Raw genomic sequence first — 14,813 nt, forward strand, 5'->3', positions numbered from 1 at the left:
CGGCCGACTCAGTCGGCAGGCTGAGCGACGGCCTCCCGCTCCGACGGTGCCGCCGTCCGCCGCTCCCGGACCTGGGCGTGGGCCATCAGGCCGAACAGGACGGCCAGCAGTACGGCCGAGGAACCGGCCGTGCCGAGGTCGAGGCCGCCCTTGGCGACCGGCTTGGTCAGGAAGTCACCGGCCGTCGCACCGAGCGGCCGGGTGAGGACGAACGCGATCCAGAACAGCAGCACGTTCGGCACCGCCGGGACCTTCATCAGGGCGAGGAGGACGGCGAGCGCCCCCGCCACGAGCAGCGCGCCGCCTGCGTAGCCGAGTCCGGAGCTGTCGGAGAGGAAGTCGCCCATGGAGGTGCCGAGGGTGTTGGAGACGAGGATCGCCGACCAGAACAGCGCCTCGCCGCGGAAGCTGACGATGTCCCGGATGGCGAAGGTCATCCCGGCCGCCTTCCACACGGCGAAGATGACGAGCAGGATCGAGACGAGGATCGCGGCGCCCGCGGGATAGCCGAGGCCGAGGCCCTGCGGGCCCCAGCCCAGCGAAGTGGCGCCGCTCGCCAGGTACTTGGCGCTGGCGTCGCGGTTCATGAAGTCGGACATCGTGGTGCCGGCCATGCTGGTCGACAGGATCACGGTCCAGTAGAAGAACGGGTTGTAGTGGTCGGACCTGAGCTGGACGACCAGCGTCACCACGAAGACGAGGAACAGGACGATCGTGGTGAGGAAGTAGCCGAGCTTCAGGGTCTGCGAGAAGAGGTCGCCGGCCGTCTCGCCGAGGGTGGTCGCGGCGATCTTCATGATCCAGAACGCCAGCGTCACCTCCGGGAGTTTCTTCATGACCGACTTGGTCGAGCTCGCGACGTCGAGGTCGGTGAGCATGTCGGGTTTCTGCACGGTGGGGGGCTCCTAGGTCGAACGGCAGAGCGCCCGCCCCGCGAGGGGACGAGCGCCCTGTGACAAGCGGCGACCGCGCGACGGCGGTCGTCCTGATCGACCTTGGCAGCGTCCACCTGAACGCATCCTGAACGCCTGACGCACGATCAGGTGCGTGACGTCAGCGCACCCTGCCCCGCGGCTTCAGCAGCAGGGGCGGCAGCTCCGGAGCGGGCAGAGGGGCGCCGTCGTAGCCCTTCACCTCACCGAAGCGAGTGCCCTCCATCCAGCCCCGGCGTGCCTGCTCGATCTCTTCCTGGGACCGCCCGATCCAGTTCCGGAACATAGCGGGTCCTGTGCGCATTAGCGCAGGTCAGCGGCGTTCCGGACCGCCGACGGTGAGCAAACCGTCAGCATCGGTCTCGGAGGAGTCAGCAACCGTGAGTTCCACTGCCCTGGTTCGTGGGATGGGTTCGTTTTTCAAGGAGTGTGAGCATCCGCGGTCGCGGTGGTCGAAGTGTCCCCACCATTACAAGATCCGCTACCGGTCGGGGGCGGGGAAGCAGGTGAAGGAGTCCGGGTTCGCGACCCAGGACCAGGCGATTGCACGTTTGACGGAAATCTACAACGCAGAACCCCGCCCCGGGAGTCTGGACCGACGACATCGAACTGCCCGACACCGACGCCCCGCTCCTGGGCGAGAACGCGCGGATCCGGCTGGCCGTGACCCCCTGGGCCTGACGAGAGGAGGCGAACCGGTCATCGTCGCCCTGTCCAACGTCCAGTTCGGCAAGCGGAACGAGGACGTACGCACCGTACAGAAGGCCCTGATCACCCGGGGCCGCAAGATCCCCGACGGCCCCACCGGCTTCTTCGGCGAACAGACCAGAGCCGCCTACCGCGCCGAACAACTCGCCCAGGGCTTCAAAGGAACCGACGCCGACGGCAACCCCGGCTGCACCTCCCCCACCGCCCTCGGCCACGATGTCCATTTCCAGGTCGACTGCAGGACCGCAGCACCCTCCCCTCCCCGTGCGGGCACTCCCGGCAGGAAACAGGTGCCGTCGCCCGTGCCCGGGGACAAGGTCACCTTCGGCTTCTACGCACATGGTCCGTACGCCTGGAAGCCGGAACCGGACGGGAAAGCCTACGGGCAATGGATCGGGCTGCACGCGGACAACGGCCACATCTCCACCTACTGCCATCTCTCGGAACGGCAGGTGAAGGCCGGTCAGAAGGTCAGTGCCGGAAGGCAGCTCGGCAAGGTCGGCGCCATCGGCAACGCGACCGGGCCGCATCTGCACTTCGAGATGTCGAAGGGCTGCACCTGTTCCTACGGCGGTGTCGCCAGGCCCAGTTGGTGAGGGTGTGAGGGGGCCGGCGCCTTCTCAGAACGCGGAGTTGGCGAACCAGTGGGTCAGCAAGTGCTCGTCGCCCTCGTGGGCGAAGGCATCTGCCTGGTAGGGCAGTCGGCCGTAGACGAGGAGGAGCAGGTCGGCCGCGGTTCCCTGGACGGTCGCGTCAGTGGGGGCCGCGGTCGGGTGAGCCGGGTCGAGCCCGAAGCCGTCGGGCCGCAGGCGGACGACCCAGGCGTCGTCCCCGTCGGTCGTGCGGAAGCGGATGGTCGTGTCGGAGCCACGGAGGTCGGCCACCTTGGGCGCGAAGAAGGTGGCGAAGGGCAGATTGACGAGGAACTCGTCGATCCCGTCCACCGCGACCGGGCGGTCGATCGCGGGCCGGAGTCCGAGTGCGACCTCGGCGTCGGCCCGGTGCAGCAGGGTCTCGAAGAGCATCCGGCGTGCCCAGAATCGGGCGTGCTGGTCGGCGCCCCAGGCCCACATCGGCAGGTCCGGGTCGGTGGCCGCGAAGGCGTCCGCGGCCACGGTCGCGCTCTCGGCCAGCCAGTCGACGTATCCGTCCTCCTGGCCGGGGAGCTGAAGGTCCACGTCACGCGTGCGCGGGGGTTCCTGGATGCGCGCCCGCAGCAGGACGGAGAACCAGCGGTGGACGCTGCCCGTGTGCCTGACCAGGTCGGCCAGCGTCCAGCCGGGACAGCTGGGCACCGCCGTGGCCAGGTCGGCGTCCTTGACCGCTGCGACGAACCGGGCGGTCTCCGCCGCGACCGCGGTGCGGTGATCGACCGAGGTGGCAGCGGGTGCGTGCTGGGGGTGGTCGGACGTCGTCATCGTGACATGCCTTTCGGGGACTGCGGGTTCAAGGAGACTGCGGGGTCAAGCAGACGGCTGGGTGAGGACTGCTTTGTGGTGGCTGAACCTTTCGATGATTCCGGACGGCGGCAACGCTTGGAGACAGCGGCAGAGCCTGAAGCACGGTCACACGAGCTCGGCACCGGCCTCCGCCTCCGCAAGCCCCGCCGTCGAGGAGTCCGCGACCTTCCTCGGCACGGACGTACGAGGGGCGTGCGACGACTTGATGCCGACAAGGGCCACGGCGACGACCAGGCCGAAGGCCGCTCCGGCGATCACGAAGGTCGTCGTGAACTGGCTCTCCTGCGGCAGCGCGGGCCCTCCGCCCGGCAGCGGGATGGTCTTCGACGCCAGCAGCGAGGTGATCACCGCGCTTGCGACGGCGCTGCCGACCGAGCGGGAGATGGAGTTGATGCCGTTGGCGATGCCGGACTGGTGGGCGGGCACGCCGGCGACGATGAGCGCGGGCATGGCGGCGTAGCCGAAGCTGATCGCCAGGCCGATGACCATGCCGGCGCCGATCACCGAGGCCGTCACATCGTGCCCGACGCTCAGCCACGTGAAGCCGAGCACTCCGAAGCAGGCCCCGGCGGCCAGGGTGAAGCGCGCGCCGAGCCGGCGCACCAGGACCCCGCCGAACTGGGCGCCCACGAGCGAGACGAGTGTGGTCGGCAGCAGATACACGACGGACGCTTCGAGCACGGAAGCGCCGAAGCCGTAGCCGACGACGCCTTCCGGCATCTGGACGAGGTACGAGACACCGATGAACTGGGCGAACATCGCGAAGCCCAGCAGCAGCCCGGCCAGGTTGGTGAAGAGAACGGGCCGGTGGACGAACATCTTCATGTCCACCATGGGTTCCTTGACCCGGCGCTCGGCGACGACCCACACCACCGCCATGACGACGGCCCCGGCGAAGGAGCCGAGCGTACGGCCGGACGTCCATCCCCACTCGTGTCCCTGCGAGACCGGCAGAAGCAGCAGCACCAGCTGCATCGCCAGGGTGCCCGCGCCCAGCCAGTCCGTGCGCCCGCCCGTGGTCGTCCGGGAAGTGGGCACGGTGAACAGCACACCCGCCAGCGCCATCACCGCGAGGACCACCGCGAGCCAGAAGACCCGGTGGTAGTCGGGGTCGGAGCCGCGGGTGAGGAGCCCGGCGCCGACCAGCGCGAGTCCGCTGCCGAACGCGAGCGTGCCGCTGACCAGGGCCATGGCGCCGTGCAGCTTCTCCGGCCTGATCTCCTCACGCAGGATGGAGAGGGCGAGCGGGAAGATCGCGGTGGCCGCACCCTGCATCACTCGGGCGACGATCAGCCACGTCAGCGAGGTGGTGGTGGCGGCGAGCACCGAGCCCGCGATCATCACGAGCAGCACGCCCACGAGGGTGGGCTTCTTGCCGTGCTGGTCGCCGAAGCGGCCGAGCAGCGGTGTGAAGACCGCGGCCGACAGAAGCGTGGCGGTGGTCACCCAGCTGACGTTGGCCGTGGTCGCCCGCAGGTCGCTCTGGATGATTCCCAGGATCGGGACGACGAGCGTCTGCATCATCGAGACGACCATCGCGGCGAGGCCCAGCACCAGGACGACCGCGGTGTCGGCTGGCTGTCTCCGGGGCGCCGTCTGCTGCGCGTGAGGCACGGATCTCTTCCCTACGTGAGAGCTCGACGAACTACTTGAGAACATCGAAGCTTGAGAACTTCAAGTAACGGGTGAGACCGTAGCCATCGATATTTGAGATAGTCAAGTTTTCAGGCGTAAGGTGACGCTCATGACCGCACCCTCTCGCGTCGACACCTCCCGGCTCATGGAGCTGCTCTCGGTGTCCCTGGCTGCCTACTACGGCGACTTCACGGTCGCCGCCGCGAGCGAGAACCTCACGGCCAGCCAGGGCAAGACGCTCAACGTGCTGCGCCGGGGACCCGCCTCCATGAGCACGCTGGCCACCACGCTGACCTGCGACGCCTCCAACATGACCGGAATCGTCGACCGGCTGGAGAAGCGCGGCCTGGTGCGCCGCGAGCCGAGCCCCTCCGATAGGCGCGTCAAGAACGTCCTGCTCACCGAGGAGGGCGAGCAGGTCATCGACGTGATCCGCGGGAAGATGAACAAGACGTTGGCCGGGCTGAGCAGACTCAGCGAGCAGGAGCAGGACACTCTGTACGCACTGCTCGAGCGCGCGTTCGCCTCTCAGCCCACCACCGCCTGACGGTCTTCTCAGACGCCGACAGGCTCGCCGGGACCAGGGACCGTACGGAACCGGAACGGCTCCGGATCGCGGCCGGGCTGGATGAACCAGCACTCCCCCGTGCCGTCTCCGGTGAGGATCCGCAGCACGGTGTCCGCCACGACCTCGGCCGGAATGACCGACAGCCCCTGCTTGGAGAGCATGTCGCGCAGCGGATCGATGATCCGCGACTCCGCGAAGCCGGGGCAGACAGCGTTGAAGCGCACGTTGTCCGCCGCGAGAGCCGGCCCCAGGGAGCGGGCAAGCCCTACGACCGCGTGCTTGTTGGCCGCGTACAGAGGATCGAGCGGTACGGCGGCCAGGCCCGCCAGGGACGCGGTCGCCACGATGGCCCCTCCCCCGCGGGCCCGCAGCGCCGGCAGCACCGCATGGGTGCCGAAGACCACGCCGTCGAGGTTGGCTCCCATCGCGCGACGGTAGCGTGCCAGGTCGAAGTCCTCGCCGACGCCGCATCCGGTCGCCACCCCGGCGTTGAGCAAGGCGATGTCGACGCCGCCGTACTGCTCCTGGGCGAAGTCCACCAGCGCGCGGTTGGCGTCGGGATCGGAGACGTCGCAGGCGCGGAAACGGCCGCCGACCATGTCGGCCACCTCGCGGCCGCCCCGCGCGTCGAGGTCCGCGACGACCACGCGCGCCCCCGCCTCCGCCAGCGCCAGTGCCGTGGCCCGGCCCAGTCCACTGGCACCGCCGGTGACGATCGCCACCTTGCCCTGGAGCGCGGCGCCCTCCGCCTGTCCCGGCCGGGCGGCGACGGCGCTCTCGACGGCCGTCATGCCAACTCCAGGACGAGCTTGCCGACGTTCTCCCCGCGGAAGAGCATCCCCAGCGTCTCGGGGAAGTCGTCCACGCTCCCCTTCACCACATGCTCCTTGACCTTGATGCGGCCGGCCCCGATCCAGGCGGCGATCTCCTGCGCCGCCTGCGCGTAGCGCTTGGCGTAGTCGAAGACGACGAAGCCCTCCATGCGGGCGCGGCGCACCAGCAGCGAGAGGTAGTTGGACGGGCCCTTGACCGGCGTGGCGTTGTTGTACTGGCTGATCGCACCGCAGACCACGACCCGCGCGTGCATCGCCAGCCTCGTCAGGGCGGCGTCGAGGATGTCTCCTCCGACGTTGTCGAAGTAGACGTCGATGCCGTCGGGAGCGTGCTGCCGCAGCGCCTTCCTGACGTCCTCGGCGCGGTAGTCGATCGCCGCGTCGAATCCGAGTTCGTCGACGAGCAGGGCGCACTTCTCCGGCCCGCCGGCGATGCCCACGACCCGGCAGCCCTTGGCCTTGGCGATCTGACCGGCCATGGTGCCGACGGCTCCGGCCGCTCCGGACACCACGACGGTCTCACCGTCCTTCAGCGCCCCGACGTCCAGCAGACCGAAGTAGGCGGTCATGCCGGGCATGCCCAGCGCGCCGAGATAAGTCGAGGGCGGGGCGAGGGAGGTGTCGACCTTCAGGGCGCCCTTGCCGTCGGAGACCACGTACTCCTGGACGCCGAACGTGCCGACCACGTGATCGCCCGGCTGGAAGTCGGGGTGATTCGAGGCGGTGACCTCGATGACCGACCCGGCGCGCATCACCTCGCCGATGCCCACCGGCGGCAGGTAGGAGGGGCGGTCGTCCAGCCAGCCCCGCATCGCCGGATCCAGCGAGATGAAGCGCGTCCGGCCCGCGAATCGGCCCGGGCCCGGCTCGTCGAAGGGCCCTGAGAAGTGCTCCCAGTCCTCGGGCTTGACCTCGCCCACGGGGCGGGCTGCCAGACGGATCTGGCGGTTGGTCGCAGACATCGCGCCTCCTGTCGTTCACGGCTCCCGCCGCAGCGTACCGACCAGTAGGTATGCCTGGTGCATGATGTTCGCCACACGCCGGCACGCCGCCCGCCGACCTGCACCCAGAGAGCCGTACCGACCCCGAAACGTGACCCGCGATGACCTTATGGGCATTCCAACCAGTCGGTATCGTGCGCCGCTCACAGCCATCGCCGTAGCGGAAGGCCCTGCGATGACATTCGCCGACGAGAATCGGTATCCACCCTCGGACACGGGGTGGCCGCCGCCCCACACCGAGCACCAGCGGTACGGACACAACGCCCCGCGGTACGAGCCGTACGGGCAAGCCCCCTGGACCGAGTCGTACGAGCAGGCTTCGTGGACCGAGCCGTACGGACAGGCTTCCTGGGACGAGCCGTACGCGCACGAGACCCAGCGGCCCAACGCCGACCTCGCCGCCCTGCGCTCGGCCTACCGCGCGCTCCGCCGGATCTCCACCCTCACCGCGCTCGGCTCCTTCGTGGTGTATGTCGTGCTGTCCTGCTACGCGCCGGGCCTGATGGGGGTCAGTGTCGCCGGGCAGCTGAGCCTGGGAATGACCCTGGGGGTCTTCCAGCTCGTCGTCACCTTCGCGGCGGTCTCCTGGTACGGACGCAGCGCACAGCGCTCGGTGGATCCGTTGGCCCTGGCCGTCAGGGAGCGGGCGGTCCCCGCCGGCCGGAACGCGGGGATGGCGAGATGAACGACTTCAGCTCCGGGACGCAGGCTGTCGTCCTGGTCCTGTTCACCACGCTGGTCACCGTCACGCTGATGATGTGCGTGATGGCGGGACCGGAACGCGACGACCTGACGAACTTCTACACCGGCTACCGCTCGCTCACCCCGCTCAAGAACGGCCTGGCCATCGCGGGCGACTACATCTCCGCGGCCACGGTCCTGAGCACCACGGGCATCATCGCGCTCGCCGGTTACGACGGCTATGTCCTCGCGGTCAGCACGGCCCTGTCCCTGGTCCTGCTGATGTTCCTGCTGGCCGAACCCCTGCGCAACGCCGGCCAATTCACCATGGGTGACGTCCTGGCCCGCAACATGCAAGGGCGGGCGGTGCGGGTCGCCGCCTGCGTCGTGACGCTCTCGGCGACCGTGCCCTTCCTCGTCGTCCAGCTCTCCGGGGCCGGGTCACTGCTCACCTTCATCCTGGGCATCCCGCACATGGCGGGCGCCAGGACGGCCTGCATCGTCATCGTCGGCAGCCTGATGATCATTTACGCGGCGCTCGGCGGTATGCGGGGCACCGCGCTCATCCAGATGATCAAGATCGTAATCCTGATCGGCACCAGTTTCGTCGTCGCCGCTCTGGTGCTGAACCGATTCGACTGGAATCCCGGCGACGTCCTCAGGGCGGCCCAGCAGGGCAGCGGCGCGGGCCCGGCCTTCCTCCAGCAGGGCCTTCAGCTGGGCACCTCGGCCGTCGACCGGCTGGACTTCGTCGGTCTCCAGATCACCGTGGTCCTCGGCGTGGCCTGTCTCCCCCACATCACGATGCGTCTGTACTCCGCGCAGGACGTGCCGGCCGTGCGTCGCTCCATGTCGTGGGCGGTCGGCACGGTCACCACCTTCTGTCTGCTCGTGATCGTCATGGGTACGGGCGCGGCGGCGCTGGTGGGATCGCGGTACATCACCGCGGCCGACCCGCAGGGCCGGACGTCGGTGCTCATGCTGTCGCAGGTGCTCGGCGGAGCCTCCTCCTCCGCGGGCGCGACGATTCTCTACTCGGCCGTGGCGGGCATGGTGTTCATCACCCTGCTGTCGTCGGTCGCGGGGATGACCCTGGCCGCGGCCTCTTCGCTCGCCCACGACCTGTTCGCCCACGCGGCCCGGCGGGGACAGGCCGAGCCGCGTACGGAGATGACGGTGGCGGCGTGGACGAGCGTGGGCGTGGGAACCGTGGCCATCGGGCTCGCCACGCTCGTCCAGAACTGGAACGTCGGTGTGCTGACCACTCTGGCCATCTGCGTGGGCGCGTCGGCGGTGGCACCCGCGCTCACCTACTCCCTGTTCTGGCGCGGATTCACACGCACCGGCCTGCTCGCCACCCTCTACGGCGGTGCGGCCTGCGCGTTGCTGCTCATGATCTTCTCCAAGGCCGTCTCGGGCACACCGTCCGCCGTCTTCCCGAACGCCGACTTCGACCTGTTCCCGATGCAGTCCACCGGGCTGATCTCCATCCCGTTCGGCTACCTGGCCGGGTGGCTGGGCAGCCGCCTGGACCACCGGCGCCGCGCCGCCGACAGCCGGTTGAACCGGCGACTGTACGACGAGAGCGAGGCACGGCTGCTGGCCGCAGCGGAATGACCGCGGCCTGAGAGGGTCAGGTGAGCAGGCCGGTCAGTGACTGCTCGGTCCACACGGTCTTGCCCTCGCGGGTGTAGCGGGTGCCCCACCGTTCGGCCATCTGCGCCACCAGGAACAGGCCGCGCCCGCCCTCGTCGGTCGTACGGGCGCGGCGCAGGTGGGGGGAGGTGTGGCCGGTGTCGCTGACCTCGCACACCAGGGTCCGTTCACGGATCAGCCGGAGAGTCGCGGGGCCGCTGGCGTACCGGTACACGTTGGTGACCAGTTCGCTGGCGATCAGCTCGGTGGTGAACGCCAGATGCTCCAGACCCCATTCGGTCAGCTTGGCCGAGGTCAGCGCCCGTGCGCGGGCGGCACTGGCCGGCTCCGGCGGCAGCTGCCACGAGGCGACGTCGTCCTGCGGCAGCATGAGCGTACGGGCGATCAGCAGGGCGACGTCGTCGCTGGGGCGCGACGGTACGAGCGAGTCGACCACAGCCTGGCATGTTCGCTCCAGGGCGTCCGCCGGGCGGGTGAGCGCCGCGCACAGTTTGGACAGGCCCGCGTCGAGGTCGAGGTGGCGTTCGCCGATGACGCCGTTGGTGTACAGGCACAGCAGGCTTCCCTCGGCCAGTTCGACCTCCCGGGCCTCGAAGGGCAGGCCGCCCAGGCCGAGCGGCGGGCCGGCGGGCAGGTCGAGCGGTGCGACGTGTCCGTCCGGAGTGGTCACCACGGGCGGCGGGTGGCCGGCGCGGGCCACGGAACACCGCCGCGAGACCGGGTCGTACACGGCGTACAGGCAGGTGGCGCCGACGACCTGCTCACCGACGGGCCGTTCGCCCGCCGCCTCCTGTTCGACGGCCAGCAGGTTGACCATGTCGTCCAGCCGGGAGAGGACCTCGTCCGGTTCCAGGTCGAGGCTCGCGAGGGTGTGTACGGCAGTGCGCAGTCGGCCCATGGTGGCGGCTGCGTGGATGCCACGTCCCACCACGTCGCCGACGACGAGGGCGACCCGGGCCCCGGACAGGGGGATCACGTCGAACCAGTCGCCGCCCAGGCCCGGAGCCGCGCTGGCCGGCAGATACCGCAGCGCCACCTCTACGGCCGGCTGGTCCGGGACCGCCCGGGGCAGCAGGCTGCTCTGCAGGGTGAACGCGGTCTGCTGTTGCTGGGTGAAGCGCCGGGCGTTGTCGATGGCGACGGCGGCACGCGAGGCGAGTTCCTGGGCGAGGGTGAGATCGTCCGCCTCGAAGGGGTCGGGGCGGCGCGAACGCCACAGGGTCATCACGCCCAGCACCATGCCGCGCGCGGCGAGGGGTACGACGATCAGCGAGTGGACGCCCAGGTCCGGAGCGTGGGCTCCCTGGTGGCCTTCCGTCGAGAGCCAGTCGGGCGGCAGCACCGGTTCCAGGACGGGCCGCCCTTCGGACAGGCACCTGGCCTGGGGTGAGTCGGGCGCGAAGTCCACCGGCTCGCCGTGGGGGTGCGGTGGGCCGGGTTGCTGGGCCCCCACGCTGCTGGCGCCGAGCCGTACGACGGGCCCCGCCAGGACCGGTGCCAGTTCCTCGCCGCGCGTCACCGGCTGGAGCAGGTCCACCGACGCGTGGTCGGCGAGGTGGGGCACCATCACCTCGGCGAGTTCCCGGGCGGTCTCCGCCACGTCGAGGGTGGTTCCGATACGGCTGCCGGCCTGGTCGAGGAGCGCGAGCCGGCGCTGGGCCCGATGACGGTCGGTAATGTCCTCGATCATCTCGGCCACGCCCAGGATGCGGCCCGCGGGATCCTCCATGCGGAAGGACGAGACCAGGGCGACCCGTTCCCGTCCCGGATCCTGCTCCAGGCGGACGAACTGCTCGGAGTAGACGAGCGGTCTGCCGGTCTCCATCACCTGGCGCACCCGGTCCAGGGCCTTGCGTGCGTCGTCGGGGATGAGCATCTGCCCGCTGGGCAGCCCCTCGAAGCCCGCCGCGGGGACGCCGCTGAAGCGTTCGATGGCCCGGTTGACCCTGAGAAGCCTCAGGTCGGTGCCGTGCACGACCAGTCCGATCGGGCACTGGCGGTACAGACCGTCGAGGACCGCACGGTCCCGTTGCCACTCCATGACGTCGGCCGCGAGTGCCCCGGCCAGTAGCCACTCAGAGGTCTGGCCGTCGCGGGTGAGCGCATGGGCCCTGAGCCCCATCTCCACGAGCCGCCCGTCGCGGTGGCGCACCTTCAGCACCCCGAACCAGCCGCCGGCCTTCCTGCACTTTGCCGCGGCCTCCCTGGCGGCCGGCATTTCGCTCGGGCCGACAAGGACCTCGAAGGCCGGACGGCCGATCACGGCCGTGTCGGGATGGCCGAGCAGCTCCTGCGCCCGCTGGTTCCATCCGACCACGACTCCCCGGTCGTCGAGCACCGCCAGGGCGACGAGGTGCAGGGCAAACGGATCGTCGTGGCTTTCGCTGAACTCCGTCATCCGCTTCTCCACCGCTGTACCGGGACAGTCCCACTCTGACAACGTCCGTAGCTCGCCGCTACGGGACCGCGCCATGAACAGGGCCCGCCGGGCGGCGCGGGGGTGTCCTCAGGTCGCGTGCCGCCAGGGCCCAGCTGAGCTCCACAGCGGTATCCGCACTGTCCAGGCCGACACCGGTCAGCTCCTCGAACCGGCGCAGCCGGTAGCGGACGGTGTTGACATGGACGTGTGCGCTGCGGGCGACCTCACGGATGTGCCGCCCCTTCTGCAGGTATCCCCGCACCGACTCCTCGATGAGCGCTCCGAACTCACCCTCCGCCTCCAGTGGGCGCAGATAGCGGTCGATCAGCAACTCGGCGAGTTCCGGTTCGGAGACGACGGCCACGCGCCAGGACAGGTCGCTCAGGTCGTACACGCCGCGCAGACCGTACGCACGGGCGGCATCCAGCAGCCGGCCGGCGGTACGGAAGGAGCGGTGCGCCGCGGTGAGGTCCGTCGGCGGGCCGAGCCCCGCCGTCACCTCCAGATCGCCCGTCTCCGGCTTCGCCTCGACGACTCCGGCGACGGCGTCGTCCAGCACGGTGAGCAGCGCGCCTCGGCCGTTCCTGCGGGCCTGGGACTCCAGGGAGCGTTCGAGCGCGTCAGGACCGAGGTCGCCGTACGGTACGGCTCTGACGGCCCGGTACGGCCGCGACACGTCCAGTCCGTAGATCGCCGCACCGCTGTGGATCTCTACGGCGCTCAGCGTGCCGTAGAGCAGTCCGCGCAGGAAGTCGGCGCGGCGGCGGGCGTCGGACAGGGCGGAGGCGACCTCCGCCTGCCGGTGGACGGCGGCGATCCGCAGGCTGGCGACGTCCGCGAGCTCCCACAGGCACTTGGTTCGGTCGACGACGAGGCCGGGGTCCAGACCGTGTTCGGTCGCCTCGGCGATGAACAGATCCCGGATCGCGCTCAGCGCCCGGCGGAAGGCGCGGAGCCCGTCGTCGAGCGGGACGCCCCGGGCGACCCGGTCCCGGGCAACGTCGGCTTCGTCGAAGTCCTCCGGCGCGGGCACCGTTCCCTCCCGCAGCACGGTGAGAGCCCGCTGGAAGTGCCGATGCCAGATCTGGCCGAGGAGTTCGCGCGGGACGGCACGGTAGGACGGGATGTGGTCCGCCAGATCCCCGTGCAACCGCCCGCCCGCGTACCGCTGTTGCGCGGCCATCGCGGCGATGACCTGTTCGAGGGGCGCCGCCGCGCCCGACTGTCCGGGCATGGACCTCACCTTCCCCCCTCCGGCACCCGGCCGTTGTGCGAGTGAACAATATGCGGCCCTCCGGCCTTGGCCGGGGAGCCGTCGACAACTCCCCGCCCCTGAAAGCACAGTGGCACGGCGGAGAAGGAGCCCATCGGCGCACGCGGCAAGGCGCCGATCGACTGTGCTCGCCCCCGCCCTCGTGCCACCGGCCCACCCCGACGAACCGTGCGGAGACCGCCATGACCGACGAGCACCATGACCACCCTCACCACGCCGGCGCCGACACCGGCCCACGGCTCACGCCGCTGGGCGAGGACGACTGGGACCCGGCCACCCGGGAGTTGCTCGCCCTGATTCCCCGCGACGCCGACGGCCGCCTCGCCAACGTCTTCACCACCTTGGTACGGCACCCCGACCTCTTCCGGCACTTCCTGCCGTTCGGCAGCCATCTGCTGCGCGACGGCCGTCTTCCCGCCCGGACCAGGGAACTGCTGATCCTGCGTACCGCGTACAACACCCGGGCAGCCTACGAATGGGGACGGCATGTACCGCTGGCCCGGGCCGCCGGGGTCACCGACGAGGAGATCCGGCGGATCGGCGCGGGCCCGGACGCCCAGGGGTGGACGCCTGCCGACGCCCATCTGCTGCTCGCCGCCGACGAACTGCACCGGGACGCACGTCTGTCCGCGGCCACCTGGTCCGCTCTCGCAGCCGACCACGACGAGGCACAGCTGATCGAGCTCACCGTGCTCGTCGGCCAGTACCACATGGTCGCCTTCTTCCTGAACTCCGCCGGTACCCGGCTCGAGCCCGACTTCGAGGCGGAAGCCCTGCCCGCGCCCACCGGAGCCGGCGCGGACGCGGCGGACGGGACACACGGCGATGCCTGAGATCCTGCAGCCTGCGCCCCACCCGGCCGGTCTCCTGACCGGGCGGAACGTACTGGTCATCGGTGCCGGCACGCGTCCCAGCCACGATCCGAAAGCCCCCGTGGGCAACGGGCGGGCGATCGCCGTGCTCGCCGCCCGCGAGGGAGCGTCCGTGGCCTGCGCCGACGTCTCCCCCTCCGCCGCGGCGGCCACAGCCGCCCTGGTCGATGAGGAGGGCACCCGAGGCATCACCGTCGTCGGTGACGCCACGGGTCCCGGCCAGTCCTCGTCCATGGTCGCCGAGGCCCTCCGCGAACTCGGTGCGCTCGACGCGCTCGTGGTCAACGTCGGCATCGGACTCGGCGCGGGCCTGGCGGACACCTCACCGCAGCAGTGGGAACGCGTGCTCTCGCTCAACCTGGGCGCTCCCTTCCTCGCCGCCAAGTACGCGCTGCCCGTGCTCGCCGACGGGGGCTCGGTCGTCTTCGTCGGTTCCGTGGCGGGGCTGCGCGCGGCCACCAACTCGCCCGCCTACGACAGTTCCAAGGCGGGCCTGTTCGGACTCACCCGCCATGTCGCCAAGGAGGGCGCACCGCGTGGTATCCGCGCCAACCTGATCGTTCCGGGCCTGATCGACACCCCGATGGGCCGCGAGGCCTCGGCCGGGCGGGCGTCGCGTTCGGCCTCGTTCGCCCGCATACCGCTCGGCCGTCAGGGCACCGCCTGGGAGGTGGCCGAAGCCGTCACCTTCCTGCTCTCCGAGCGCGCCTCCTACATCACCGGGCAGAGCCTGGTGGTCGACGGAGGACTGAACGCCGTCTGAGCAAATGGTCAG

The 14,813-nt window shown here is 70.3% G+C and carries 13 protein-coding genes and 1 pseudogene; 6 read left to right on the forward strand and 8 right to left on the reverse strand.

The window, feature by feature from the left end; genetic code table 11:
* Window positions 1-8: 8 nt before the first annotated feature.
* Window positions 9-893 (reverse strand): COG4705 family protein, encoded by an 885-nt coding sequence (locus tag ACQF4J_RS07275; RefSeq protein ID WP_351584415.1) that lies wholly within the window; start codon window positions 891-893, stop codon window positions 9-11.
* Window positions 894-1,053: 160 nt separating this feature from the next.
* Window positions 1,054-1,218: pseudogene (locus tag ACQF4J_RS07280) on the reverse strand (pirin family protein); the annotation flags it as partial.
* 265 nt (window positions 1,219-1,483) lie between these two features.
* On the opposite strand from ACQF4J_RS07280, the gene ACQF4J_RS07285 reads away from it, so the two are divergent.
* Window positions 1,484-2,236 carry a peptidoglycan DD-metalloendopeptidase family protein gene (locus tag ACQF4J_RS07285; RefSeq protein WP_427165193.1) on the forward strand — a complete coding sequence of 251 codons (753 nt, stop codon included), beginning with the start codon at window positions 1,484-1,486 and terminating at the stop codon, window positions 2,234-2,236.
* A 24-nt stretch (window positions 2,237-2,260) separates the two neighbouring features.
* Here ACQF4J_RS07285 and ACQF4J_RS07290 read toward each other — a convergent pair whose 3' ends face one another.
* Complete coding sequence (locus tag ACQF4J_RS07290) at window positions 2,261-3,058, reverse strand: maleylpyruvate isomerase family mycothiol-dependent enzyme (RefSeq protein WP_351584419.1); 798 nt, start codon at window positions 3,056-3,058, stop codon at window positions 2,261-2,263.
* A gap of 147 nt (window positions 3,059-3,205) precedes the next feature.
* Window positions 3,206-4,714, reverse strand: coding sequence for an MFS transporter (locus ACQF4J_RS07295; RefSeq protein WP_351584421.1), 1,509 nt, complete (start codon window positions 4,712-4,714; stop codon window positions 3,206-3,208).
* A gap of 130 nt (window positions 4,715-4,844) precedes the next feature.
* On the opposite strand from ACQF4J_RS07295, the gene ACQF4J_RS07300 reads away from it, so the two are divergent.
* Window positions 4,845-5,282 (forward strand): MarR family winged helix-turn-helix transcriptional regulator, encoded by a 438-nt coding sequence (locus ACQF4J_RS07300; protein WP_351584426.1) that lies wholly within the window; start codon window positions 4,845-4,847, stop codon window positions 5,280-5,282.
* An 8-nt stretch (window positions 5,283-5,290) separates the two neighbouring features.
* Here ACQF4J_RS07300 and ACQF4J_RS07305 read toward each other — a convergent pair whose 3' ends face one another.
* Both ACQF4J_RS07305 and ACQF4J_RS07310 read right to left on the reverse strand, forming a co-directional pair.
* On the reverse strand, window positions 5,291-6,094 hold the full coding sequence (locus tag ACQF4J_RS07305; RefSeq protein ID WP_351584428.1) for an SDR family NAD(P)-dependent oxidoreductase: 804 nt from the start codon (window positions 6,092-6,094) through the stop codon (window positions 5,291-5,293).
* Window positions 6,091-7,098 (reverse strand): NADP-dependent oxidoreductase, encoded by a 1,008-nt coding sequence (locus tag ACQF4J_RS07310; protein ID WP_427165197.1) that lies wholly within the window; start codon window positions 7,096-7,098, stop codon window positions 6,091-6,093. The genes ACQF4J_RS07305 and ACQF4J_RS07310 overlap by 4 nt, the downstream gene beginning before the upstream one ends.
* 214 nt (window positions 7,099-7,312) lie before the next feature.
* Between ACQF4J_RS07310 and ACQF4J_RS07315 the strand changes: the two genes are divergently transcribed.
* Together ACQF4J_RS07315 and ACQF4J_RS07320 are read left to right on the forward strand one after the other, a co-directional pair.
* Window positions 7,313-7,822, forward strand: a complete 510-nt coding sequence (locus ACQF4J_RS07315; RefSeq protein ID WP_427165199.1) for a DUF485 domain-containing protein — start codon at window positions 7,313-7,315, stop codon at window positions 7,820-7,822.
* The gene (locus tag ACQF4J_RS07320) at window positions 7,819-9,435 is read left to right on the forward strand and encodes a cation acetate symporter (protein WP_351582810.1); all 1,617 of its coding nucleotides are present in this window, start codon (window positions 7,819-7,821) and stop codon (window positions 9,433-9,435) included. The genes ACQF4J_RS07315 and ACQF4J_RS07320 overlap by 4 nt, the downstream gene beginning before the upstream one ends.
* A 16-nt stretch (window positions 9,436-9,451) precedes the next feature.
* On the opposite strand, the gene ACQF4J_RS07325 is transcribed toward ACQF4J_RS07320, so the two are convergent.
* Together ACQF4J_RS07325 and ACQF4J_RS07330 are read right to left on the reverse strand one after the other, a co-directional pair.
* Window positions 9,452-11,872, reverse strand: coding sequence for a SpoIIE family protein phosphatase (locus ACQF4J_RS07325; protein WP_427165201.1), 2,421 nt, complete (start codon window positions 11,870-11,872; stop codon window positions 9,452-9,454).
* A gap of 58 nt (window positions 11,873-11,930) precedes the next feature.
* Complete coding sequence (locus ACQF4J_RS07330) at window positions 11,931-13,127, reverse strand: PucR family transcriptional regulator (protein WP_427165203.1); 1,197 nt, start codon at window positions 13,125-13,127, stop codon at window positions 11,931-11,933.
* A gap of 221 nt (window positions 13,128-13,348) precedes the next feature.
* On the opposite strand from ACQF4J_RS07330, the gene ACQF4J_RS07335 reads away from it, so the two are divergent.
* A complete protein-coding gene (locus tag ACQF4J_RS07335) occupies window positions 13,349-13,999 on the forward strand; it encodes a carboxymuconolactone decarboxylase family protein (protein ID WP_351582804.1) in 651 nt (216 codons plus the stop codon).
* Window positions 13,992-14,801, forward strand: a complete 810-nt coding sequence (locus ACQF4J_RS07340) for an SDR family NAD(P)-dependent oxidoreductase (protein ID WP_427165206.1) — start codon at window positions 13,992-13,994, stop codon at window positions 14,799-14,801. The genes ACQF4J_RS07335 and ACQF4J_RS07340 overlap by 8 nt, the downstream gene beginning before the upstream one ends.
* The last annotated feature ends 12 nt before the right edge of the window (window positions 14,802-14,813 follow it).

The organism is Streptomyces sp. C1-1 (assembly GCF_050214755.1).
Taxonomy (GTDB): Bacteria; Actinomycetota; Actinomycetes; order Streptomycetales; family Streptomycetaceae; genus Streptomyces.

Coding starts and splice junctions, on each gene's coding strand:
- ACQF4J_RS07340 (WP_427165206.1), top strand. CDS start 13,992: ATGCCTGAGATCCTGCAGCCTGCGCCCCACCCGGCCGGTCTCCTGACC.
- ACQF4J_RS07325 (WP_427165201.1), bottom strand. CDS start 11,872: ATGACGGAGTTCAGCGAAAGCCACGACGATCCGTTTGCCCTGCACCTC.
- ACQF4J_RS07330 (WP_427165203.1), bottom strand. CDS start 13,127: ATGCCCGGACAGTCGGGCGCGGCGGCGCCCCTCGAACAGGTCATCGCC.
- ACQF4J_RS07300 (WP_351584426.1), top strand. CDS start 4,845: ATGACCGCACCCTCTCGCGTCGACACCTCCCGGCTCATGGAGCTGCTC.
- ACQF4J_RS07305 (WP_351584428.1), bottom strand. CDS start 6,094: ATGACGGCCGTCGAGAGCGCCGTCGCCGCCCGGCCGGGACAGGCGGAG.
- ACQF4J_RS07335 (WP_351582804.1), top strand. CDS start 13,349: ATGACCGACGAGCACCATGACCACCCTCACCACGCCGGCGCCGACACC.
- ACQF4J_RS07320 (WP_351582810.1), top strand. CDS start 7,819: ATGAACGACTTCAGCTCCGGGACGCAGGCTGTCGTCCTGGTCCTGTTC.
- ACQF4J_RS07310 (WP_427165197.1), bottom strand. CDS start 7,098: ATGTCTGCGACCAACCGCCAGATCCGTCTGGCAGCCCGCCCCGTGGGC.
- ACQF4J_RS07290 (WP_351584419.1), bottom strand. CDS start 3,058: ATGACGACGTCCGACCACCCCCAGCACGCACCCGCTGCCACCTCGGTC.
- ACQF4J_RS07315 (WP_427165199.1), top strand. CDS start 7,313: ATGACATTCGCCGACGAGAATCGGTATCCACCCTCGGACACGGGGTGG.